The organism is Chengkuizengella sediminis, from assembly GCF_010078385.1.
GTDB lineage: Bacteria > Bacillota > Bacilli > Paenibacillales > KCTC-33759 > Chengkuizengella > Chengkuizengella sediminis.
The window spans coordinates 85,999-109,849 of sequence record NZ_SIJC01000005.1; the positions used below are offsets into that span (position 1 = coordinate 85,999).

Annotated in this window: 24 protein-coding genes; 8 read left to right on the plus strand and 16 right to left on the minus strand. The window is 34.3% G+C overall.

Annotated features, from left to right (window positions below):
• Positions 1-35: 35 nt before the first annotated feature.
• The 4 genes from EPK97_RS11775 to EPK97_RS11785 form a co-directional block, all read right to left on the minus strand.
• Complete coding sequence (locus EPK97_RS11775; RefSeq protein ID WP_162036820.1) at positions 36-245, minus strand: DUF3951 domain-containing protein; 210 nt, start codon at positions 243-245, stop codon at positions 36-38.
• A 106-nt stretch (positions 246-351) separates the two neighbouring features.
• A complete protein-coding gene (locus EPK97_RS22220) occupies positions 352-480 on the minus strand; it encodes a hypothetical protein (RefSeq protein ID WP_276609497.1) in 129 nt (42 codons plus the stop codon).
• Positions 481-545: 65 nt separating this feature from the next.
• Positions 546-761, minus strand: a complete 216-nt coding sequence (locus EPK97_RS11780; RefSeq protein ID WP_162036821.1) for a hypothetical protein — start codon at positions 759-761, stop codon at positions 546-548.
• A gap of 171 nt (positions 762-932) precedes the next feature.
• Positions 933-1,412, minus strand: a complete 480-nt coding sequence (locus tag EPK97_RS11785; RefSeq protein WP_162036822.1) for a helix-hairpin-helix domain-containing protein — start codon at positions 1,410-1,412, stop codon at positions 933-935.
• A gap of 269 nt (positions 1,413-1,681) precedes the next feature.
• On the opposite strand from EPK97_RS11785, the gene EPK97_RS11790 reads away from it, so the two are divergent.
• The 3 genes from EPK97_RS11790 to EPK97_RS11800 all read left to right on the plus strand — a co-directional run bounded on the left by EPK97_RS11790 (position 1,682) and on the right by EPK97_RS11800 (position 4,499).
• Positions 1,682-2,623: a helix-turn-helix transcriptional regulator gene (locus EPK97_RS11790; protein WP_162036823.1), complete on the plus strand. Its 942-nt coding sequence runs from the start codon at positions 1,682-1,684 to the stop codon at positions 2,621-2,623.
• 25 nt (positions 2,624-2,648) lie between these two features.
• Positions 2,649-3,068: a VOC family protein gene (locus EPK97_RS11795; protein ID WP_162036824.1), complete on the plus strand. Its 420-nt coding sequence runs from the start codon at positions 2,649-2,651 to the stop codon at positions 3,066-3,068.
• A 558-nt stretch (positions 3,069-3,626) separates the two neighbouring features.
• Positions 3,627-4,499 (plus strand): hypothetical protein, encoded by an 873-nt coding sequence (locus EPK97_RS11800; protein WP_162036825.1) that lies wholly within the window; start codon positions 3,627-3,629, stop codon positions 4,497-4,499.
• A gap of 156 nt (positions 4,500-4,655) precedes the next feature.
• On the opposite strand, the gene EPK97_RS11805 is transcribed toward EPK97_RS11800, so the two are convergent.
• Positions 4,656-5,318, minus strand: a complete 663-nt coding sequence (locus EPK97_RS11805; protein WP_162036826.1) for a serine hydrolase domain-containing protein — start codon at positions 5,316-5,318, stop codon at positions 4,656-4,658.
• 130 nt (positions 5,319-5,448) lie between these two features.
• Positions 5,449-6,714, minus strand: coding sequence for a hypothetical protein (locus tag EPK97_RS11810; RefSeq protein ID WP_162036827.1), 1,266 nt, complete (start codon positions 6,712-6,714; stop codon positions 5,449-5,451).
• Between the two features lie 460 nt (positions 6,715-7,174).
• On the opposite strand from EPK97_RS11810, the gene EPK97_RS11815 reads away from it, so the two are divergent.
• Complete coding sequence (locus EPK97_RS11815; protein ID WP_162036828.1) at positions 7,175-7,429, plus strand: DUF2533 family protein; 255 nt, start codon at positions 7,175-7,177, stop codon at positions 7,427-7,429.
• A 127-nt stretch (positions 7,430-7,556) separates the two neighbouring features.
• Here the strand turns inward: EPK97_RS11815 and EPK97_RS11820 are convergent, their stop codons facing one another.
• Both EPK97_RS11820 and EPK97_RS11825 read right to left on the minus strand, forming a co-directional pair.
• Positions 7,557-8,912, minus strand: a complete 1,356-nt coding sequence (locus tag EPK97_RS11820; RefSeq protein ID WP_162036829.1) for an aspartate aminotransferase family protein — start codon at positions 8,910-8,912, stop codon at positions 7,557-7,559.
• A gap of 107 nt (positions 8,913-9,019) precedes the next feature.
• Positions 9,020-10,486 carry a CoA-acylating methylmalonate-semialdehyde dehydrogenase gene (locus EPK97_RS11825; RefSeq protein ID WP_162036830.1) on the minus strand — a complete coding sequence of 489 codons (1,467 nt, stop codon included), beginning with the start codon at positions 10,484-10,486 and terminating at the stop codon, positions 9,020-9,022.
• A 233-nt stretch (positions 10,487-10,719) separates the two neighbouring features.
• Between EPK97_RS11825 and EPK97_RS11830 the strand changes: the two genes are divergently transcribed.
• Positions 10,720-11,454, plus strand: coding sequence for a GNAT family N-acetyltransferase (locus EPK97_RS11830; RefSeq protein WP_240903796.1), 735 nt, complete (start codon positions 10,720-10,722; stop codon positions 11,452-11,454).
• Between the two features lie 191 nt (positions 11,455-11,645).
• On the opposite strand, the gene EPK97_RS11835 is transcribed toward EPK97_RS11830, so the two are convergent.
• Entirely contained in the window at positions 11,646-12,896 is a 1,251-nt protein-coding gene (locus EPK97_RS11835; RefSeq protein WP_162036831.1) for a PucR family transcriptional regulator, read from the minus strand.
• 227 nt (positions 12,897-13,123) lie between these two features.
• On the opposite strand from EPK97_RS11835, the gene EPK97_RS11840 reads away from it, so the two are divergent.
• Positions 13,124-15,469, plus strand: coding sequence for an immune inhibitor A domain-containing protein (locus EPK97_RS11840; protein WP_205690257.1), 2,346 nt, complete (start codon positions 13,124-13,126; stop codon positions 15,467-15,469).
• Between the two features lie 50 nt (positions 15,470-15,519).
• Here the strand turns inward: EPK97_RS11840 and EPK97_RS11845 are convergent, their stop codons facing one another.
• Positions 15,520-15,837 (minus strand): c-type cytochrome, encoded by a 318-nt coding sequence (locus EPK97_RS11845; RefSeq protein ID WP_162036833.1) that lies wholly within the window; start codon positions 15,835-15,837, stop codon positions 15,520-15,522.
• Positions 15,838-15,914: 77 nt separating this feature from the next.
• On the opposite strand from EPK97_RS11845, the gene EPK97_RS11850 reads away from it, so the two are divergent.
• Positions 15,915-16,097: a hypothetical protein gene (locus EPK97_RS11850; protein WP_162036834.1), complete on the plus strand. Its 183-nt coding sequence runs from the start codon at positions 15,915-15,917 to the stop codon at positions 16,095-16,097.
• Positions 16,087-16,368: a hypothetical protein gene (locus EPK97_RS11855; RefSeq protein WP_162036835.1), complete on the plus strand. Its 282-nt coding sequence runs from the start codon at positions 16,087-16,089 to the stop codon at positions 16,366-16,368. Before EPK97_RS11850 ends, EPK97_RS11855 begins: the two co-directional genes overlap by 11 nt.
• A gap of 126 nt (positions 16,369-16,494) precedes the next feature.
• On the opposite strand, the gene EPK97_RS11860 is transcribed toward EPK97_RS11855, so the two are convergent.
• The 6 genes from EPK97_RS11860 to EPK97_RS11885 all read right to left on the minus strand — a co-directional run bounded on the left by EPK97_RS11860 (position 16,495) and on the right by EPK97_RS11885 (position 23,557).
• A complete protein-coding gene (locus tag EPK97_RS11860; protein ID WP_162036836.1) occupies positions 16,495-16,725 on the minus strand; it encodes a hypothetical protein in 231 nt (76 codons plus the stop codon).
• A 212-nt stretch (positions 16,726-16,937) separates the two neighbouring features.
• On the minus strand, positions 16,938-18,431 hold the full coding sequence (locus EPK97_RS11865) for an NCS1 family transporter (protein ID WP_162036837.1): 1,494 nt from the start codon (positions 18,429-18,431) through the stop codon (positions 16,938-16,940).
• 55 nt (positions 18,432-18,486) lie between these two features.
• Entirely contained in the window at positions 18,487-19,887 is a 1,401-nt protein-coding gene (gene hydA / locus EPK97_RS11870) for a dihydropyrimidinase (RefSeq protein WP_162036838.1), read from the minus strand.
• An 83-nt stretch (positions 19,888-19,970) separates the two neighbouring features.
• On the minus strand, positions 19,971-21,236 hold the full coding sequence (preA, locus tag EPK97_RS11875) for an NAD-dependent dihydropyrimidine dehydrogenase subunit PreA (protein WP_162036839.1): 1,266 nt from the start codon (positions 21,234-21,236) through the stop codon (positions 19,971-19,973).
• A 17-nt stretch (positions 21,237-21,253) separates the two neighbouring features.
• A complete protein-coding gene (locus EPK97_RS11880; RefSeq protein ID WP_162036840.1) occupies positions 21,254-22,636 on the minus strand; it encodes an NAD(P)-dependent oxidoreductase in 1,383 nt (460 codons plus the stop codon).
• A 30-nt stretch (positions 22,637-22,666) separates the two neighbouring features.
• Positions 22,667-23,557 carry a nitrilase-related carbon-nitrogen hydrolase gene (locus tag EPK97_RS11885; protein ID WP_162036841.1) on the minus strand — a complete coding sequence of 297 codons (891 nt, stop codon included), beginning with the start codon at positions 23,555-23,557 and terminating at the stop codon, positions 22,667-22,669.
• Between the last annotated feature and the right edge of the window lie 294 nt (positions 23,558-23,851).

Consider the following 23,851-nt stretch of genomic DNA (forward strand, 5'->3'; position numbering starts at 1 on the left):
TAATTTTTAATCATTCACCCTACCATAATTTTATTCTATCTTTTTTCTCCATCTTCATCATTATCCTGTTCAATTTCTTCTTTTTCATCACGAAATTCAACATCTGACTGACCAGTTATATAGTCAAATGGAGTATATGGATTATCAGGAATTTCTTTTTTTAGAAATGTCCTTACAACAATATATCCAATTAATAATGTAATGAATCCAGATATAAATAAAAAGAAGTAAAAGCTAAAACTCATAACATCAATTCCTTATTTAGATTACTATTTACTTTTTAATTCCTTTTCTTTAATTCTATTACGTAATAAAAGAAAACACTCTTATAGCTCCCTCCTAGTATTTTGACTAGGCTTTAAAAGATTCAACCACCCTAAGGTTAGCCCCACCTAACAAAACGACCTCAGAACTACCATCTTCAAATCGAACCATATAATAATCTTCCTTAGTGGTTGCTAAAATCTCCTTAATCTTCACAATCTTCATTTCTTTTGTTTTTGTTCTATAGAACTTATTAATTTCATCAGCATCAGAAGGCCAAACTATCGAATTTGTAGTTTCATAAGCTGAATTTGTGTGCTCTGATTTTGAAACTGGCTTACTTTCATGTTTTGCGAAGTAGGTTCTGTTTGGACACTTCTTAATCTAATCTCTCCTTGATTATAAATCTCTTGTAAAAGATTTATTACTTCAGAAATATCTAGAAAAACTATACCAGAAACCCCAAAACCTAACATTACTTCTATTCCTTCTAGCATTCCAAACTCAACCACTATAATAATCCAAAGAATAAGTCCAAAACAAAAACATAGATACCCAATTATTCTCAAAAATATCAGCAATAAAATTTCTTTGATATGTCAACTTGATTCACCTTTCTATTATTTATTTTATAGTGTTAAAGATTATCTAAATAAATTCATCATAATTTAGTGATCTTTTTTCATTTCCTGCCACCCTACTTTGGGTCTTGTTTCTGGATATCCATGTTTCATTCTAAATTTTTTCCGTTCTTCAGTAAAATCAAACCATTTCCTGTCACTACCAGGATATTTTGCGTGATATATTAAACAGCGAAAATGGTCTTCTACACAGGGGTCAGTCCAATAATTTAAATTCTTTTCAAATTCATCTAATAATTGTGATCCATCGTATTTTTTTAGTTCTTCCAATGTATAAATCCCAAGGTTTTCTATAATATCCGTTGCTAATTTAGCTCCAATAGAAGGAATTTGTTGGAAAGAAGCTAAAGCTACTAAATATTGTGCGTGATCTGGTGATATTTCTAATAACTTTTTTAAATCATCAGGTTCAAAAGTATGTATTTGATTTAATCTAATTTTCATTTTACGAAGGATTCTTCTTTCATTGTCTGTTAATGGAAGTTTAGGAGTTACTATACTTTTCATTTCCAACGCTCCTTAATTATTACATCTTAATGCTAGCGTCCCCCATTAAATTTGGAATACTTTAATATGTTTCATTATAACATCTAAGTTCTTCTAATATTAAACTTGCTACATTGATATAAAGTTTTAAAAATGGATTAAATTCTCGTCTATTCCTACCAACAAATTTTAATATAAAAAACTATAAAAACTAATTTATAATTAGTGACAAACAAGGTGTCACTAATACCATGTTATGATGTTTGTAGGATAAGGAGGTGACCACGATCTTGAAAAGGACCGATAGAATCATGGCTATTCTCATCTCATTACAGCAACGACCTGAAACGGCTCAGTCATTAGCTGATAAATTTGAGGTATCAAAAAGAACCATTTTACGAGATATGCAGTCACTTTCTGAGATGGGAATTCCATTATATTCAACAACTGGTCCAAATGGTGGTTTTCGTCTGATGGAGGGTTATCAATTATCCCCACTACAGTTCGATTCCAAAGAGGCTTTAACGATTCTCTTTGCACTCCAAGCTATGACGAGAATACCTGACACACCATTTAACCAAGAAAGGTGGACAGTAATTGATAAAATCAAAGCTATATTACCTGAAGAGACATTACAACAAATAGATCCAATACTTAATCATGTAGAAGTAGAAATTCCAAATAGGAACTATAAAACCCCCTTTCTAATGCCTTTATTGGAATACACTACAGACGCTAAATGGCTCAACATCCTATATCGTTCAAAAAAACATAATCGGTGGTCACAAATCGTTCCCATAAGAATTTATACTGCTCATGGATTTTGGTACAGCGAAGCCTATTCTAATCATCATCAAGAAGTAAGAACCTTTAGAGTAGATCGTATAGATCAAATTGAAGTGATTCAATCTAAGGATCTAAATCTACCTAATCTACCTAATAAAAATTCAAAAGAAACAAAACTAACGGAACCTTCGATACGTGTCATAGTAAAGTTAACTTATCAAGGTGCATTAATGACAGAACAAGACCCTCATATCGGACATCTTGTTAAAAATGTTACTGAAGATGCATGGGAAATTGATTATATGTGTCCCACCACAGAGTGGGATTATTCAGTGCAATACTTCTTCTCCCTTGGCTTAAACGCTGAAGTGATAGAACCAGAATCAATGAAAAATGAGATTTATAAACTTGCGAGTGAAATGTGTTTGCGTTATCAAAATAAATAATTGTTTTAAAAGGAGAATACAAATAATGAAATTAAAAAAATTTACGTCAAACTTTATTATTGAGGATTTGAGAACATCCATAGAGTATTACCGTGATTTATTAGGGTTTAACTTAGAAATGGTCGTAGATGATAACCAAATTACGACGAAAGAATTGGATGGAGATAAAAAATATGTTTTTGCGATTATGAGTAAAGATGATTTACAAATCATGTTCCAGACACCAGACAGTATTGCTGAGGATGTACCCGCTTTTAAGGAAGTTCCAAAGGGTATTTCTGCATGTTTTTATTTAGAAGTAGAGGGGTTAACAAATTTTTATCAAGAAGTCCGTGAAAAAGTTGAAATTGTGAAAGATTTATATACTACTTGGTATGGAATGCAGGAGTTCCATATCAAAGATTGTAACGGAAACTTCTTAGGGTTTGCTGAAAAAGCTGAGTAACTTATACAATTAATGATTCACCAGAATACTCATTTAAAATAAGGTTGAAATTTCCACTAATGCCTGTGTCAATATGAAAACTGAATTAATATAATGAAAATACGTAGCAGTTACATTAAGGTTTCTTGAAAATCCCATACAAATAGCTTCTTCCCTAGATGGAGAAGCTTTTGTTTTATTCCTCACTAAATTACGCAGCTGGTGGGTATTATATTTATTGTGGAATTACTCTTGTTATTGCACAAGTTGAAAATATCCCAGGAATTCAATTGTAACATCATTTTATTTTGTCGAAATGTCCCATCTTAAACACAACTCCTTTTTCATGAATTAAGTTGAGTTATTGTATGATTTTCAACGATGATTTGACTGGACTTGTGTACCTAGACTCATTATTGTGCTGATGCCAATGTCAAAATATTTGAGAGTACATAACGAACCCTCTGCCCAGTGGTGGTTTTTATTGGTATGATGAAGAAAGAAATTTATAGGATGTTAGATAAAAAAATAATTTATGCATATTTTACTTTAAAGTAATTATTTAAAGGGGTTGGAGAAATGCAGAAAATGAGTTTTGTTATTCTGTTAGTGTTCTTAACAGTAATGTTATCATCATGCAGTATTGATAATGATGCAATGAGTGTTGATAAAAATGATTCTTCAGGAAGTGAAGTGAGTCAGGATAAGAAAGTAGAAACAAACGATGAGACTAAGCAAGATGTAAAGGTAGACAAAAGTGAAGATCAAGATAATTCGCTTGACTTTACAACTATGACCTTTGATATCATTCAAGAATCTTATATTGAGAACAATGAAATAAAAATAAAATATCCCCAAATTACAAATCTATTAGGTCCTGATGATATGATGGATGGTATTAATATAGATGACAAAATAATAAGTATCAATCAATTGATCAAGGATGAAGCATTAAAAATCCTAAATTTATATTCTCATGCAGATGGTCCACTGACTATAGAAATAAACAATAAGGTTACATGGAAAAGTGGGAATTTGATGAGTATTCAATACTCTGGAGTGAGTTATGTTGATTTGCCAGCAGCTTATCCAATTAATGTATTTTATACAAGTAATATAAATATAGCAAAAGAAAAAACGGAAAAACTAAATGATATTATATATATAGATCAAAAGTTAATTGATAAAATAAAAAATGGTGAATTTAAAGCTCTTCATCCTGAACATGACAATGTATTTGATACATTTACTGAAGAAGATTTAATGAAAATGCTTAGTAACGCGGACTCTTTAGATATTGAAGGAACAAGAATATTTAGTTATTTTACAAACGAGGGTCTAGGCATTAGTGTGAATGTTATTCACGCCTTAGGGGATCACGCTGAATTTGAGATCAATGTTCAGAATTTAAGGGAGAACATAAAAAAAGATCACGAAGTGTGGAAAAACTAATTGGATCATTGAACTATTACTTAAAGAGGTTATATTGAATAATTATTAATCCCATATAAGAAGCTTCTCCTTTATGGAAGAAGCTTCTTTTGTTTGTTTTCCGGTTAGGGAACTGGTATTCCTTTAGTCAAACTCTTACCATTTAACTCACAAGCTTTATACGTTAACCAGTATCTTGATCATATACTTTTCAATATATTCTAGTGGTTTTAAAGAATCATTGTACATTTCACTAGTGAATACTACAACTGTATTAAACTTGGGAATAATACAAATATATTGACCTCCATATCCCAGCGCAAATAGCAAACGATTATCAGATGATAATTCACTATTATTGGGATTTATTGTTCTCAACCACCAATGATATGAATAGTGACCAATAGATTTATACGTAAGGTAATATGGCTCTGTTGATTTCTTTATCCATTCTACAGGTACTACTTGTCTGGAATTCCAAACTCCTTCCTGTAAATACAATTGACCAAATTTCACCATATCATATGGAGTTAATCGAAGGCCATCTGCACCACGATTGACCCCTTTGTTGTCTTCATACCAATGATATTTAATCCCAAGCGGATGAAATAAATATTTTTCAGCAAAAGCAGATGCTTTTAAACCTGTTGATTGTTGCAATATAGCGGTTAGGATATGAGAGCATCCTGAATTATAGTTCATTTTCATGCCTGGGTCATCAACAAGGTCTCTATCAATAACATACTTCACAATGTCATTACTATAAACCATTGGAGCAAAACTATTCCATTCACCAAATTCTGGCCAATCAAATCCAGCTATGCATGATGACCTTCTCATTTTTATTCACTAAATTCGTAAAAATAATATCTTGCTTTTATTTATTTTCCCCGTTCGATTTATCCCCTAATAATTAAGCCACAAACTTTCAAAAAAGCACTTCATATGCAAAAAAGCATAAATCTCATGATTATTTAAAGTACATAAAACCCCCGCCAACTGATAAAAAAGAAGTTATTGCACCTAAATGTTCATAATAATTAATACTTCTTCTTTGACCCCATGTAGATACAACAATCCACCTATCGTTGTTTTTGTTCCAATACTTTGTGATCGTCATCCAATGCCACTGATATGGATAACCTGTTATTTTTGGTATAGATAGATTTAGAGTAGCAACTGGTGAGTTTATATTAAGCCCTTCTTTTATATACTCCGCTGTACTTTCAATTGAAAAAGAAGTATCTTTCCAGACCGCATGCAATGAAACACCTTGATCTTTAGCATATTCTTTCAAATTTGCTACGAATTCCGAAACACTTACTGCTCCATATGCTTTTGGAGTAATATAATCATAAAGATTATCCATATGATTCATGAAATCATGATAATTTGATGTTTCACCGGAATAAAGTTCCCCATATTTAATTGGGTTTGTTATTTTTGCTAAGTAATTTGTAATGTTTGCAGCAGCAACAGGTCCGCAACCAAGTAGACTTTTTATAGACTTTCCTCCATCTTTCCACCATACTTGATTTCCACCGTAACTATATGTTTTGTTATTGTAGACTGGTACAAAAGTTGATGAACTTCGTTCAGTTGATAACATAACCTCATCAATTGGATTTAAAGAAACTTCTATACTTTCTCTATTTAGAATATTTTTGATTCTTTTCTTATTCTCATCTTTTCTAATATGTTTATATAAATGTTCAAGCTCAATCTCTGTAAGATAATTATTGATATCGTCCGTTATTTCATAATATTGCTCTAAACTATATGAAATGTCAAAATATTGTTGAGGAATTCCTTGCTCATTTATTAATTGAATTACATATCCTGTTGGTGGTAAATACACCAACTGAGCTGTCAAATTTGAAGATCTACTTAGGTCCTTCATTATTGATTTAATATCTTTAACTATATTTTTTTTGATAAAAATCTCATAAGAATCATAACCATCTTCAATCGCTCCAACAATAATGTAACCAATCTCTCCTTGTGACATTAAAGGAACCATATAAGCATAAAGGTTGTTTTCAAAATCATAAAGGTGAATGAATTGAGATGAAGCTTTTACCTGTTTACCTTTTGTTTGAATATCTTCTTTTAAGTAATGATGAATATGATGATCTGCTAGAATCAAAACATCTTCTTTACTCAACAAAATACCATCCTTTAATGATTTAGATTTCTCATGTTTACAACGATTTAATGCAGCCTTATTCAACTCCATTTTAAATTTCACCTCAGTTGTTATATTTTTAAAAATTTTCTTAATTGCACTTCGTTATACCACTATATTTACTTAAATCCATTATTGCTTAATTGCTTAATAAATACATTAACATATTAAAGAAGTTTTAATTTCAAATGAAAGAGATGTAACATTAAATAGGAAGGGTTTCCCCTTGATAATATAGAAATATATTCTGAAAAAAAAATTTTATTGAACATTGGGCACATTCAGATCTTGATGTTCCTATGCAATATAAATATGATTATTTCCTTTTAAAATATCTTCACACATAGTATCATTACTAAAGGAATCATTCGTTCATTCGTCAATATAACTAAAAATTTTCAAATAATGAAATAACAATTTGTCAACTTTTTGTGATTCTCATCAAATGATGCGCTCGCCCGGGAAATATATATTGGAAATATTGCTAAACATAATAGAGAGGACAAAACATATGGACACAAGAGAAGCCTTAACTGCACATACGAATAAACTACATCAACATCTTGTACAATTTCAAAAATTGGATTTACTAAGAGAGGAAGCAATTGAAGAAGCCGTTCAATTGTGTAGAGAGGACAAACCTTTTTCTACCAACAAAATCAATCACTGGACTGAGAAAATTAACGAACATGCTAAACAAGGTATATCACCCACTCGTGTATATGTGAATGAAGATATGGTAAAAGAATTTGTAGATAAAAAATGATGAGAAATAAATCATCGAATGATCTCAATTAAAAAAAAGATCATTCGATGATTTTTATTATTTTATTAATGAATACATGCATACTATTGGATATTAGAAACAACTATTTTTTTCTCTTACATTTCTTCTACTGTTTCACTTTTTCCAAAGCATCTACTAAAGTTTTTATAAGAAATTCAACATCTTCTTTTTCAATTGATAGAGGTGGAGACAATGTAATGACATTATTATATCCAGCAACAGTAGCACCATTTTTACCTATAATTAAACCATTTTCCTTACAAATACCGATCACTTGATTAACTAACCTAGCTTCAATTGGTTCTTTTGTCTCTTTGTCTGACACTAGTTCTATTCCTATCAATAGTCCCTTTCCTCGAACATCTCCTACATTTGGATGATGCTGTAATAAGCTTTGAAGATCATTCAATAAACGGCTGCCAACTTCCTTTGAACGATCAAATAATTTTTCTTTTTCCATGATTTCAAGGTTTTTAAGTGCAAGTGCACAGGCGGTTGGATTTCCACCAAACGTGTTCACATGGCGAAAATAATCATATTCTTCTGAACCTGTAAAAGCTTCATATATCTCCCTTTTAACAGCAGTTGCTGATAAAGGTAAGTAAGCGCTAGTAATCCCTTTAGCCATCGTTATGATATCTGGTTTCACACCATAATTCATAAACCCAAATGCCTCTCCTGTTCTGCCAAATCCACAGATAACTTCGTCAACAATTAGAAGTGCACCGTGTTTTTCACAAACTTTTTTTACACCTTTCATATAATTTTGAGGAGGCATGAGTACTCCTCCACCAGTAATGATCGGTTCCATGATCATCCCAGCTACTGTTTCACTTAATTCCCACGTCATCGTATGATCTATGGCTTTAACTGACTGTAACTCACTTGGATCGTTAGTTGTTTCATTCATACGATAGGTGTCAGGTGGTGCAACATGAATGAATCCTGGTGCTAATGGTTCATATTTGTACTTACGTTGAGCCTGACCTGTAGCTGCAAGTGAACCCGCTGTATTACCATGATAAGCACGATATCTTGAAATAAATTTATAACGTGAGTGTTCTCCATTCTGTTGATGATATTGACGAGCGATTTTAAAAGCAACTTCGTTTGCTTCTGAACCACTATTAGAGAAAAAAACAACATATTCTTCATTTAACATTTCATTAAGTTTTTCAGCTAGTTTTACTGCAGGTTCATGGCTTTGTGTAAGCGGATAATATGCTAAATTGTTTAACTGCTCATAAGCCGCTTCTGCTAATTCTTGTCGACCATATCCTACATTTACACACCATAAACCTGCCATTGCATCTAAATATGTTTTTCCTGCATCATCCGTAATCCAAGATCCTTTCGCTTTTTTGATCACCGAAGTAGCTTCTGGATTATAAGGTTTCATTGAATGCCAAACATACTGCTCATCTTTTTTTGTCATTTCAGATCGTTGATTTATTTCAGACAAAGTAAATCCCCCTTTTTTAGTTAAAATATTATATTGTGTAGGTAGTTTATTACAAGAGATTATTTCACCGCATAAATGTTAACTGAAGTAGTAATAACAATCTATGATCAAAAATCAAACCGAGAAGTAATCATTTTTTTGCGAGTGTAAAAGTTCACTCCATCCTTCCCATTCACATGAAGATCCCCATAAAACGAATCCTTCCAACCTGAGAATGGGAAAAAGGCCATCGTTGCGGGTACTCCAACATTGATTCCTAACATTCCTGCTTCCGCTTCCTCACGAAATTGGCGGATTGCTTTTGCATCTTTTGTATAAATCGTTGCTCCGTTTCCATATTTTGATTTCCTTAAATATTCTAATGCTACATCTAAATTCTCTGCTCTTAATAAGCTTAATACCGGTGCAAAAATTTCGTCTTTTGCAATTGTCATCTCAGGTGTTACATGATCAAAAATTGTCGCACCTAGGAAATTCCCTTCCTTCAAATCATGCATATCTTTTCGACCATCACGAAGCAACGTGGCACCTTCATCTAATCCTGTTTTAATATAATTTAGAACTTTTTCACGATGAGATCTGCGTATGACAGGGGTTAATAACACTTCATCATCCATTCCATTGCCAATAATTAATTGATCCGCCTTTTCTTTTAATGCTTGTATAAACTCTTCATTATCTCCAATGACTACAACTGCGCTACATGCCATACAACGCTGTCCCGCACTTCCAAATGTAGATGAAAGAATATGCTGAACTGCTTTATCCATATCTGCATCAGGCATGACAGTATGATGATTTTTCGCCCCTGAAAGCGCTTGCACTCTTTTACCGTTAGAAGCTGCTTTTCCATAAACATATTTGGCTACTGGCTGAGAACCAACGAATGAAATGGCTTCGATGGCTTCGTGATCAAGCAACCCATTAACCACATCATGAGCACCATGTACCATGTTTAATACACCTCTAGGAGCCCCTGCTTCCGTAAATAATTCTACAATTTCACTAGCTAAAATAGGCGTTCGTTCAGAAGGTTTTAATACAAATGTATTCCCACAAACGATTGCTAATGGAAACATCCACAGCGGAACCATCATAGGAAAATTAAAAGGTGTAATCCCTCCTACAACTCCCAATGGGTACCTGAACATCTCTGAGTCCATTCCATCTGCAATGCCTGATAATGTTTCTCCCATCAAAAGTGATGGTCCTCCCGAAGCAAATTCAACACACTCAATTCCACGCTGAACTTCACCATAAGCTTCTTTGTATGATTTTCCATTTTCTTGAACGATAAGTTTTGCAAGTTTTTCATGATTTTCAGTTAATAAATGATGATATTTAAAAAGAATACGTGCTCTTTTTGGAACGGGGGTATCTTTCCAAGTCAAAAATGCTTTATTTGCTGCTTGAACTGCTTTATTTACGTCTTCTTTTGTTGATATTGGAACTTTTGCTATTACTCTCCCTGTTGCAGGGTTTTCAACTTCTAAATGTTCATTTGTGTCAGATATCACCCACTGCCCATTTATATAGTTTTTCAGTAAACCTATTTCTTCTTTCAACACTTCCATATTATTTACCTCCTTAAAACTTAGAAAAATATAACTTTTCTTACATTATCTCGAATTTAAGAGAGACTTTCATTAGACATTGTGTAAAACAGAAATTCTTATTTATTTTACACAATGAATGATAGAATCTATCAAATTAAAAAGCTATGATATTTTGTTTGTTTTAATTTTATATTGAATAAATATTAAATAATTTATATAATTATGCAATATAAAATTAGGAGGGAAAGAGATTGAATAACAATTTTTTTGAGGAATTATCTTTAAACCAGTGGCCTGCTATACAAACGATGCACTATGATGGATGGACTTTACGTTTTACAAATGGATATACAAAACGTGCAAACTCCATTCATCCGCTCCATCACTCAACGTACGACTTAAATCACAAAATTAAAGAATGCGAACATATTTATTCACATCACAAATTGAATACATCATTTAAAATCACTCCTTTTTCACAACCAGATCATTTAGATGAAATGTTACATGAAAGAGGATATTCTCTAATTGATCCTACAAGTGTTCAAGTTGTAAGTCTAAATAATATAAAAGCTCCAACTCTAACCAATGTTGAACTATATGAACAAATAAATGATGATTGGATTGATCACTTCTGTAAAATGAATACATTAAGTTATAGTCATAAGGATACGATGAAAAAAATGTTTTTAAATATAATCACTAAAAAGTGCTTTCTTTCTTTATATCATAAAAATCAAATAGTAGCCTGTGGTCTTGGGGTAATTGAAAGAGATTATATAGGCTTATATGATATTATTACTGACTCTAAATCTAGAAACCAAGGGTTTGGAGAACAACTAATTTTAAATCTATTAAAATGGGGTAAAAATAACGGTGCAAAGTATAGTTATTTAGCAGTTGTTTTAAACAATAAACCTGCATTGAAGCTGTATTCCAAAATTGGTTATACAGAAGCTTACCAGTATTGGTATAGAGTCAAATAATCCACAGAGAATAATTTTACAGTTAAGAAGTACTTTAATCATAATCCACATTATAACGCTTCCCTGAGACAGCTCTGAGATGTACTTAATAATGGAGGGAACTTAATATGTGCAGAACAGCAGCAGTATCAGTTACATCCGCGTATATGGTACAGAGGGTATTATTTTGAGTAATGTAAACAGGGAGCAATCTAAACCTCCCCTATGAAGGTGGGGGATAATGGATTATCTAAAAATTCATATGCCATAAGCATAAATTCAATCGCTAATCGTTTATCTGAATTCATAAAATCCTTCCCTAGTAAATCTGTTAATTTATTCAGTCTATGGTACAGGGTTTGTCTAACAATAAATAAACGTTTGGCGGTTTCTTGTTTAGATCCATTGCAAGCTAAATATACTCTAAGTGTTTCTAATAACTTACCATTGTGTTTGCGGTCATATTCAATAATAGGCTTTAAATATTCATTTATGGTTTCCCGTAGATCACTTTGTTTATTGAGCAATAAAATAAAACGATACATATGTAATTCTTCATAAAATTGGTTATCTAAACGACTTGGCATTCTGGATTTAATTTTTATTGCTTCAAGTGCAGACTGATAACATTCATTCATGAGAGATAGTTGACTCTTAAATTTACCTACACCAATATTGGATTTTAAATTATTTTGTTTATTTATAAATTCAGAATTTAATAAGTTATTCATACCACTTTTAATTCTAATCTTCCAATCATGTTTGTGCCTTATATTAACCAAAAGTAATATAACAGAATTTCTTTCTTCCGTTGCAAACACGATGAACCCTTGTTGTTGAAATATCGTTCGAGATAACATCATAAAATAATGGTGATCGAATTTTGTAGTAACATCCTGTTTATATTTATAAATGCAAACTACTCCACCCTGTAATTTTAACTTAGATATCTCTGAGTTATGTTCTAGTAAATGATCACGTATTTCCTCTTCACTATGAATACCGTCTAACCAATCTCTCAACCATTTATTTTCTTCAGCTTTTCTTCTTTCTTCAATATAGTGGTGATTTACCAATAAAAAATGAATGTCTTGTGTGATTTTCACAAAAGGAACTTCTTCTAAAAACAGAATGATAGGAAAATGGTGTTCGTTAGCGATTTGGACAACTTTATTAGGTATTTTGGAGGTGTATGTTCCCATTTCAATACATAAACCTGATACGTCTGCTTCAATTAATTGTTCAATATATGATATAAAGAGATTTTCGTTTTCTTGCCATCCCAAACCTGTTGATAATATTAATTCTTGTCCATTTAATAGTTTACGAATATTAGTTACTTCAACAACATGAACCCATTTCACAATACGGTTCAATCCAGTATGTCCTGCAATGATGCTTGCCTTGTTGAAATACTTACGTTTTAAAATATCTGTGATTGTTAACTTAAATTGGTCTTTCATGGAAATCAGCCCCATCTGAAATAGCTAGTTTAGTTTAGAATATTCCAATCATTTGGGGATCATGCTAGTTTTATTATTACCATTGATTGATATAGTAACAGATCTAATAGAATGGATAGTTTTTAAAAATAATACCTTTTTATCTATTAAAATGAAAATTTTCCTGTATGATCCATTTATTTTTTGTTATATTTATATTGTAAGAAAATCATATTTAAGGAGGAATTATGTTGAAAAAGAACAAGATTATTTCTATCGCTATTGCTCTATCACTTGGTGCTAGTATTTTCAGCATCCCTTTCAACACCGCAAATAAGACAGAAGCTAAAGATTCAACATTAACTTATTCACAAGGAGCTCCATTTGACTTAGGTGTTGCAAATGATGATAGGTTAATAGAAATGATGAAGAATAATGGCTACATATCCAACGATGCATCTGTTCAAGAAGCCCAATCAGCTTTAAAATCTTATTTGCAGCAGAAATCATCCAGTTTCACAATTGAAAAAGGTGAATTGTATGAACATGAAAGTAAAAGGGAAAATACTTTAAAGGACAAACTTAATAATAATGGATTAATGAATGGAAAAGGAAATAAGCTTGGACATGCTGAAGATTTAGAAGCAGTTGAACTTGAAGAATACAGCGGAAGCCAACGTAAAGATGATATCCTTGTTTTATTAATAGAGTACCCTGATTTCCCTCATAACTCTATTGCACCTGAAAATACAGATATGTATTATGAGGACTATACAAAAGAGCATTATGATGAAATGATTTTTGGAAATAATGGATACATTGGACCAAATGGAGAATCTCTACTTTCAGTTAAGCAATATTATGAACAACAATCAGGTGGAAGTTATACAATTGATGGTGAAGTAGCAGGTTGGTATATGGCTACACAACCTGCTGCTTACTACGGTGGTGTTAGTGCAGACGCACGGAAATTAGTGAAGGAAGCACTCGAGGCTGTAGCAATGGATCCTTCTATAGACTTATCAACATTTGATCAAGAGGATCGATATGATTTAGATGGCGACGGAAATTATCGTGAGCCAGATGGGTTGATTGACCACTTAATGGTAGTTCACTCTAGTGTAGGTGAAGAAGCTGGTGGAGGAGCACTAGGAGAAGATGCGATTTGGTCACATCGCTGGAATTTAGGTAATGTAACCACTCTTCCAGGTACTGTTTCAGATGCTCCGTATTGGAATGGACAACTAGCTGCATACGACTACACTATTGAGCCAGCCGATGGAGCAGCAGGGGTTTTTGCTCATGAATACGGACATGATTTAGGACTTCCAGATGAGTATGATACTCAATATTCTGGTGAAGGAGAGCCAGTTAGCTATTGGTCCGTTATGTCAAGTGGAAGCTGGGCTGGGCAAATTCCAGGTACTGAGCCAACGGGTTTTAGTCCTTGGGCAAAAGAATTTTTACATGCTTCTATGGGTGGAAATTGGTTAACTGGATCTACTATTCACCTTGATGATATAGATAGTAGTGGAGTGGAAGGATTGCTAGATCAAGCAAGTTCAAAAGGAACAAATAACGATACTATTCGTATCGATCTACCACCTAAAGAGGTGATTGTTAATACACCTTACAGTGGAGAATATGAATATTATAGTGGAAAAGGGGATGAGTTAGATCACTCCATGTCTTTTTCACTTGACTTAGCAAACGCGACTAGTTCAACCTTACAGTTTAAAGCGTGGTATGAAATTGAGGAAAATTGGGATTATGCCTCTATTCAAGTGAAAGTGGAAGGTTCAGATAATTGGGTTGCAATTCCTGGTAATATCACAACTGATTATGATCCATATGATCAAAACCCTGGTCATGGAATTACAGGACATAGTGATGGATGGATTGATGCTTCCTTCGATTTATCGACATTTGCAGGTCAAAACATTGACGTTAGATTCAATTATTGGACAGATGTTGCAGCTATTGAAGCAGGTATTTTCATAGATGATATCGAAACTACAGTTGACAGAGTGTCCATACTATTTGACAATGTTGAAGGTGACCCTTTATTGACGTTAGATGGATTTACAAAACATGAAGGGAAATTATACACAGATCATTATTATTTACTTGAGTGGAGAAATCATGAAGGTGTAGATGAAGGCTTAGCACATATTCGTCGTGGAAATAGCTTAATGACATTTGATCCAGGTCTGGTTATCTGGTACGTAGATAATGAACAGGATAATAACTGGACAGGTTTTCATCCTGGAGAAGGATTTTTAGGTGTTGTAGATGCGGACCAGCATACTGTTGTTTGGAGTGATCATTCTGTTGCATCTACTCGCTTTCAAATACATGATGCAGCATTTAGTTTAAATAAATCCGAAGATCTTTTTCTAGATTATGAAGATCTTTTCGGCATTACTATAACTGATAATTTCACACAACGAACTCCGTTGTTTGATGACAGCGAATCATATCTGAATCTTGGGCTTGTTGACGCAGGACGTGACATCCCTTCCTATGGATTAAAAATTCGAGTAATTGGTGAAAGTCCTGATGGTACGGTTGGTAAAATATTAATTTCTCGCTGACGAAAGAATCCTCTTCCATTTTTTAGTGGAAGAGGATTTTTCTTATTTTTTTAATCAAGGGTCCTCAAATACTCTGCAATTTTAAATACTTCAATCTCACTAATTGTTTCTATTTCGCTGTACTTATGACTTTTGATGGCTTCTTCTAAAGTCTCTGCACTACCATCATGAAGGTAAGGTGCTGTTGCCCAAACACCTAACAATGCAGGAGTATCGAAACTTCTTCCATCTCTCGGGTTTGTAAATTGTGCCCTAGGGTCCCCTTCTGATGAAACATCATAACTATTTGCTGTCCCAATATCATGTAAAAAATCTACTACACTTGTATAACGTACAGGGGTAAAGGCAAGAGCACAATTTTGTAACATAGTCCACACGTCCAGTCAAATCATCATCTCAACCCATACAATATCCCATCAAATAAATTAATAAGGAGTTGTTTAAGGTGGGGAATTTTGATAAATCAATCTGTGACTGCTGCGTATGTCCAATGCAGTGTGTTTTGGAACAATTGGAAGGGCAACAAATAAGTAGAGTCGATACGCCTGTGGGATCTCAAAATAATGTTTTATTAAATAGTGTAGAGGATTTTATTGCGTTTACGGATGAAGGAAATTATGCAATGTAATATTAGTGCTCTTGTATTAACTAGTGGTATACCAATGGAGTTAAATCTAAAACCTAAAAGGAAGAATGTTGGTGAATGTGCCTGCTGTGAAGATCCAATTACTGCACTTTTCAAAGTAGGGCAAATGGTTGATATTGAATATAACAGCCCCTTGGGTACTACAGGTTTTGGTCTAGTTGATAATGTTGGTGAAGGAATTGTTATCATGACGATTCCAGAGGGAACTTTTATTATATCTACTTGTACAATAACGAATGTACTTTTTCAGTAATATTTACAAAATAAGCTTCTCCATTGATGGGAGAAACTTTTTTGTTATCAGATGAATAATAATTCAATTTTAAAGAGCACCCTTTGGGTACTTTGAAATTATCGGTTTTTTCATAACCTACTTCGCTTAATCCCTTTTCTCCTGAAAAATCAGCGATGAAAAATACTTCCTTGCATCTGCATTTGTAACTAGTAATGTTTTTTTATTTTCGAACTTGTTGTTTTCACAATTATTTTCTAATTCAAACTCAACAAATGAACCACTCAAATTCTCACGGACATTCTTTATCTTGTATCCTCTTTGAAGTAACGTATCTATTTTTTCTTTTTCAACTAAAAATTGTTGATATGATGACATAAAATATCTATTCCTTTCTCTTCTCTTTAAGAGGTGGTTCAAAAAGTCCCCTTTTGATCACGAAGTATCTCGAGGAGGTCTAATCGACATCGAATCTGACATTCACCTTTGAACTCCGGTGCTCATGTAGAAAGAGCCTACACTCCGCTCCAGCTTCTGCAGGTTCAAGCCACCTTCTCGGTGCTGAAAACTGGACTTTTTGAACACGCACTTTAAACTTTTTGTTTAGATGATAATGAAGGCACAAGCGGTGCTGCATCTTGTACGATCACTGTATCACCTGCTTCAATATCCCAATCCCTGCCAACAGTTATACCTAAATACTTCTCATCACTAGGATTCTCGATTTCACTTTGTTTATATTTATCAAACCACCAATATTTTGCTAGGAAGTAATAACAAGCTCCCCCTACTATAAAACCAACGATAAAGGAATATGTAGATAATAGATACGCCATTCCTCCTCCGATGATCCATGAAATGAAACCAGCCAAATTAAATCCATTCAAATATTTAAATTGCCCATCTTCTTTATATAATTCATGAACATTCACTCTTCTTTTCCGAAGAACATAATAATCTACAAACAAGATGCCTACAATGGCAGATAAAATTCCTCCTACGATCAGTAATGCTGGAATAATAATTTGGAATAAATACCAAGGTTGAACGATAGAACCGATAATTCCTGCAGCAACTACCCCTGCCCAAAACGGAACTTTTGGACCTCCCATATTGGAAAAAATGGTAGCGGCAGGTATTAAGTTTGCTGAAACATTCGTTGACCACTGTGCAAGTACGATCATGAGTAATAGGATGCCTAAAATAATACCACTAGCTGCTTCCTGAAGTGCGACAACTGGATCATAATTTTTGACAGCAATATAGGAAACCCCACCGATAATAATCATAAAAGTTTGAGTTGCAGTGAGTGCAAAGATATTTCCAACTAATGAGGATTTGTTACGTTTAAACCAATTCCGTTCATTTTTTGGTGCTTTAATAAAACGTGAAATCGAAGGCATATCAGCAGCTAAAGTTGCCCAGAATCCCATATTACTCATAATGACAACGATAAAGGCCGTAAACGCTGCTCCACCAGCAACTGGGCTTTCAATCCATGACCATACTTCTCTTCCTTCTGCTAGTGCTTTATCAGATAATGTGGAGTACATCCATGCAGAAATAATAATGATGATGGGAGCTGCTAAATCAGCAAATCTCTCAACAGCTTTTATACCTAGTGAGGTGTTAATAACCTGAACCGTACCAAATATAAGAAAACAAACAAACCAGTTATCAAATCCGAAAAGTACAAATAAGATACCGTTCATTGCCGTAGAACCAAAATAAGTATTAATCCCAAACCAACAAGAAGCAGCAAATCCACGTATAAGTGATGGAATGTGCGTACCGATCGTTCCAAAAGGAGCTCTCATATACACTGGGAAGGACAGTCCATGTTCAATTCCGATATCACCTATAATAGTCATAAATGCTCCAATGGCTACTGTCCCTATGACGGTTGCAAGTACAACCCATCCAAGTGATAAACTCTGAACACCCGTACCTCCAATAGCAAAGGCAGCTAAAACTACTGCCATTCCTACCCAAATGAAAGCAAATCCTGCACTTCCAATAGTTTTTTTATCATGAGGAATGGGAAGTAAATCTTTCGATTTTAAATAGCTTTCTTTCTTTTCCATTCAACAACGCTTCCTTTCTAATGTGGTCAAACCACCCACTTTTTAGTTAAAATAATTATTCATCCTCCTTTTTTAGTTCACCATACTTTGCGCGTTTTAAATATTTTCCTGAGCCAAGCTCACCGACAAATTGTTTGTTTTTAATGACAAACTCTCCCTTAGATATAACAGTTACAGCTTCTCCTGTAATCTCCATTCCTTCAAAAGCATTGTAATCAACCGCCATGTGATGCGTTTCTGCTGAAAGGACCCGTTCTGCAAGAGGATCAAAAATAACGACATCTGCATCTGAACCAACTGCAATGGTTCCTTTTTGTGGGAATAAACCAAATAACTTCGCATTTCTAGTCGACATAATATCAACAAATTGATTCAATGTGATTCTGCCTTTTTTCACACCTTCAGAGAATAAAATACTTACTCTATCCTCAATCATGGGGCCACCGTTTGGAATCTTTGTAAAATCTCCTTTTCCAAGATCCTTTTGACCTTTAAAATCAAATGAACATTGATCTGATCCTAAAGTTTGGAGTTGCCCATTTTTCAATGCACTCCATAACGCTTCTTGATGTTGCTTTTCTCTTAAAGGAGGAGACCATACATATTTTGCACCTTCAAAATCAGGTTTTTCAAGATCCGAGATATCTAATACCAAATATTGAGGACACGTTTCTCCCCAAATATCAATCCCTTTATTTCGAGCTTCTGTAATCTTCTCTACTGCATCTGCGCAAGAAACGTGGACAACATACAACTGAGATTTTGCCAATCCTGTTAATTGAGCTGCTCTACCTGTCGCTTCCCCCTCAACTTCTGGAGGTCGAGTTAATGCATGATAAACTGGATCTGTATGACCTTCTGCAAGTGCCTTTTTCGTTAAATAATCAATGACATCCCCGTTTTCTGCATGCACCATGACAAGAGCACCTAGTTCTTTTGCTGTAACTAAAGTACGAAACAAAGTCTCATCATCCGCTTGCAAAACATTTTTATAGGCCATAAATACTTTAAAAGAAGTAATTCCTTCCTCTTCTATTACTGCGGGTAACTCATTTAAAACATTTTCATTTATTTCACCAATCATTAGATGGAAACCATAGTCAATCACTGCTTTATTTTTTGATTTATCATGCCATGTTTGGATCGCGTTTGCGATTGGCTCACCTTTGTTAGTTAAACAAAAATCTATCACCGTTGTGGTCCCACCGAAGGCTGCTGCAATGGTTCCTGTCTCAAAATCATCTCGACTAACAGTTCCTCCAAATGGCATTTCTAAATGTGTATGAGGATCAATTCCTCCAGGAAATACATAGTTGCCTGTCGCATCTACTTCCTCTGCCCCATCCAATTCAATTTGTTGACCTATCATAGATATTTTACCGTTTTCTATTAAAATATCTGCTTTATAAGTATCTGTAGCTGTAACGATCGTCCCATTTTTTATCACTTTTTTCATACACGTTCCTCCTCACTTATTTATAAAAAAACTATTAAGAATTAATATGTGATTTGCTATTATTAGAGTTGATATATGATATCTCACTTTTTTAATGTCTCAATTACTGCTTGACGTTCATTCCAAGTCATCGGTTCATGTTTATTTTCAAGCTCAACCATGCTGATTGCCCCTTCCTCAGGACAAACAATCGAACAAAGGTTACAACCAACACAATCCTCTTCACGTACTTCCAAATATTTGTTTCCACTAGGATCAGTTAACATATCAATGCATTGATGGGAAGCATCTTCACAAGCAATATGGCATTTATTACAATTGATACATACATCATTGTTAATTCTAGCTACAACATTATAGTTCAGATCAAGATGACCCCAATCGGAATATCTAGGTACTGATTTTCCAATGATATCTGTCACAGATGTAATGCCCTTACTATCTAAATAATTAGAGAGACCATCAATCATATCCTCAACAATGCTAAAACCGTGGTGCATTACGGCTGTACATACTTGAACACCTGTAGCTCCCATTAACATAAATTGAGCAGCATCTTTCCAGTTGGATATTCCTCCTATACCAGAAATAGGAATACCGACCCTGTCATTTCTCGCACATTCTGCAACCATATTTAAAGCAATGGGTTTTACTGCTGGACCACAATATCCACCATGTGCACCTTTGCCACCTACATGTGGAACCGTATTCCATGTATCTAAATCAACACCGACTAAGCTATTAATAGTATTAATCATGCTAATTGCATCTGCCCCACCCTGTGCAGCTGACTCTGCTGTGACCGTAATATCTGTAATATTGGGAGTAAGTTTTACAATCACTGGTGTCCGTGCAACTTCCTTCACCCAGTATGTTTGTTTTTCAAGAAGCTCGGGTACTTGACCAGAGGCTGATCCCATTCCACGCTCTGCCATACCGTGGGGACATCCAAAATTCAGCTCCAATCCGTCCACACCCACGTCTTCAACCCGTTTTACAATTTCATGCCACTTTTCTTGTTTTGGCTCCACCATGATGGACACAACAATAGCGTGATTAGGAAAGCGTTTCTTTGTTTCATAAATCTCTTTCAAGTTTTCTTCAATCGGTCTATCTGTGATTAGTTCAATGTTATTGAAACCTGCCACTCTATGACCATTAAAATGCACGGCAGCAAACCTAGAAGATACATTCAATATGGGGTCTCCCAATGTTTTCCACACTGCACCTCCCCAACCTGCTTCAAATGCTCTCTGTACCTGATAACCAGAGTTCGTTGGAGGAGCAGATGCCAGCCAAAATGGATTCGGTGATTGTATTCCTGCTAGATTAATTTTTAAATCCGCCACGTCTCATAACCTCCACTTCATTTGTTTGATTCTACTTCTATTGGTTCTCTAGTAAATTGTTGATGAATGGCATACGCTACCTCTTTACCCTGTTGAGCAGCCGTCACAACCATAGCTTCCCCTTGACCTTTTGAGAAAATAACATCACCGCAAGCCAATACTTTTGGGTTTGATGTCTGGAAAGGTTCTGAATTTACTTTTACAACACCATCGTTATTTTCTAATGCGAAATCTTCTATTAATTTGGTATATCTTGTTTGACCAATTGCTTTAATGACTGCATCCACCTCTATGATGAATTCTGAATCTTGTATTGGTTTTGGACGTCTTCTACCATCCTGATCTGGTTCACCTAACTCCATTTTTATACACTCAATCCCTCTGACATACCCATTCTCATCTCCAATGATTCTATGGGGCGCTGTTAACCATCTGAATTCAACTCCATCTTGTTTGGCAAATTCATATTCAAAATCATAAGCCGTCATTTCATCCATCGTTCTTCTATATAAAATCTTTACGTTTTCTGCACCAAGTCGAACGGAACATGTCGCTCCATCAATCGCGGTGTTCCCTGCACCAATCACGACTACTTTTTTTCCTTTCATCGATTCCGGCACTGAACCTGATTTCGTATCTTTCACAAATTCAATCGCGTCAAACACACCTTTTAAATCTTCTCCTTCAATTCCAAGATCAAGAACATGTGACATGCCAATAGATAAAACAACACGATCAAAGTTTTCTAATAGTTCATGGACTTGAATGTCTGTGCCAACTCTAGTATTTGTTCTAATCTCAACCCCTAATGATTTCACTTGCTCTACTTCCCAGTCTGAAATATTCTGTGGTAAACGAAATGAAACAATGCCATATTTATTCAGTCCTCCTGCATGCTCTTCCGTTTCAAACATCGTTACTAAATAACCCATTCGTGCCAATTCCCGTGCTGCTGAAAGCCCAGCTGGACCAGCCCCTACTACCGCTATTTTCTTGTCATTCTTTTTGCCTGCATCAAACAATATTTGTTCGTTCTTCATAGCCCAATCGGTTGCAAATCGCTGTAATAAACCAATCATAATTGGTTTTGTTGAATAGTTTAATACACAAGCTCCTTCACAAAGCTCCGATGTTGGACAAACTCGTGCACAACTAGCTCCAATCGGATTTGCATCCATAATTGTTTTTGCCGATCCTAATAGATTTTCACTTGCAATTTTTTTAATAAACTTAGGAATATCTATACTTGTAGGACAGGCTGTAATACAAGGAGCATCGTAACAGTAAAGACATCGATTTGCTTCTTCCAAAGCTTCTCGATTCGTTAATCCTAGTTGCACTTCTTGAAAGTTTTGATCTAGATCATCAAGAGATAGATTCGAAGATTTTGAATAAACCAATAACGAAACCTCCTTTGTAATTTATAAAATTTAGGGTAATAGTGATGTCATATCTGCATAAGTTTCAGGTCTACGGTCTCTATAAAACTGCCACGTATCTCTAACTTCACGAATCATCTTTTTATCCATTTCACCTAAAATGATCTCATCAGAATCACGTGTCCCTATTGCAACAAATTCACCCCTAGGATTAGCTAAATAAGATTGACCATAAAATTCTCCCATGTTCCAAGGAGGTTCAAATCCAACTCGATTTATCGCTCCAACATAATATCCATTTGCAACAGCATGAGCTGGCTGTTCAAGCTTCCAAAGATATTCTGACAAACCTGCAACAGTTGCTGAGGGATTAAAAATAATTTCTGCACCATTTAACCCTAACAATCTAGCACCTTCTGGAAAATGTCGATCATAACAAATGTAAACTCCGATTTTTGCAAAAGCCGTATCAAATACTGGATAACCTAAATTACCTGGCTTAAAATAATATTTCTCCCAGAAACCACAACCTTCATTTCCAACACCAACATGAGGAATATGCTGCTTTCGATATTTACCTAAATACGATCCATCTGCATCTATGACTGCTGCTGTGTTGTAATAAGTTGCTATGCCTTCTCTTTCATAGATGGGTAAAACAATGACTACTTCCAATTCTTCGGCTAACTCTTGAAATAACCTAGTAGTTGGACCATTTGGAATTTCTTCTGCCGAATCATACCATTTTGAATTTTGCTCTGCACAGAAATAGGGTCCATAAAAAATTTCTTGTAAGCAAATAATTTGTGCACCTTTTTCTTTCGCTTCTCTAACTAATTTTAGATGTTTTTCAATTGACTTTTCCTTATGTAATTCAATCTTCTCATCTCCATGAACATCATGTTTAGATTGAATTAAACCGATCTGAACCTTATCACTCATTCAAAAATCCCCCTTATTATTGATTGGACTAGCTTATTACTATTAGTTTATGTTTTAAATTAAAAATAGAACTTTTAAATTATAAAGAAAGCGCTTACAATGCGGGAATTTTCTCTATTATTCTTGCCTCCCTAATGTATCAATGATAAATGGAAAACTCTTTGTGAATTCAAACTTACGTATATTTTACTTTAATAGTATAGTTTGTTCATTATACAGATTGTCACATGTTCTAGACTAATCTTTAATCAAAGTGTAAAATAACACGGATACACCGTTTTTGCCGGATTGTGT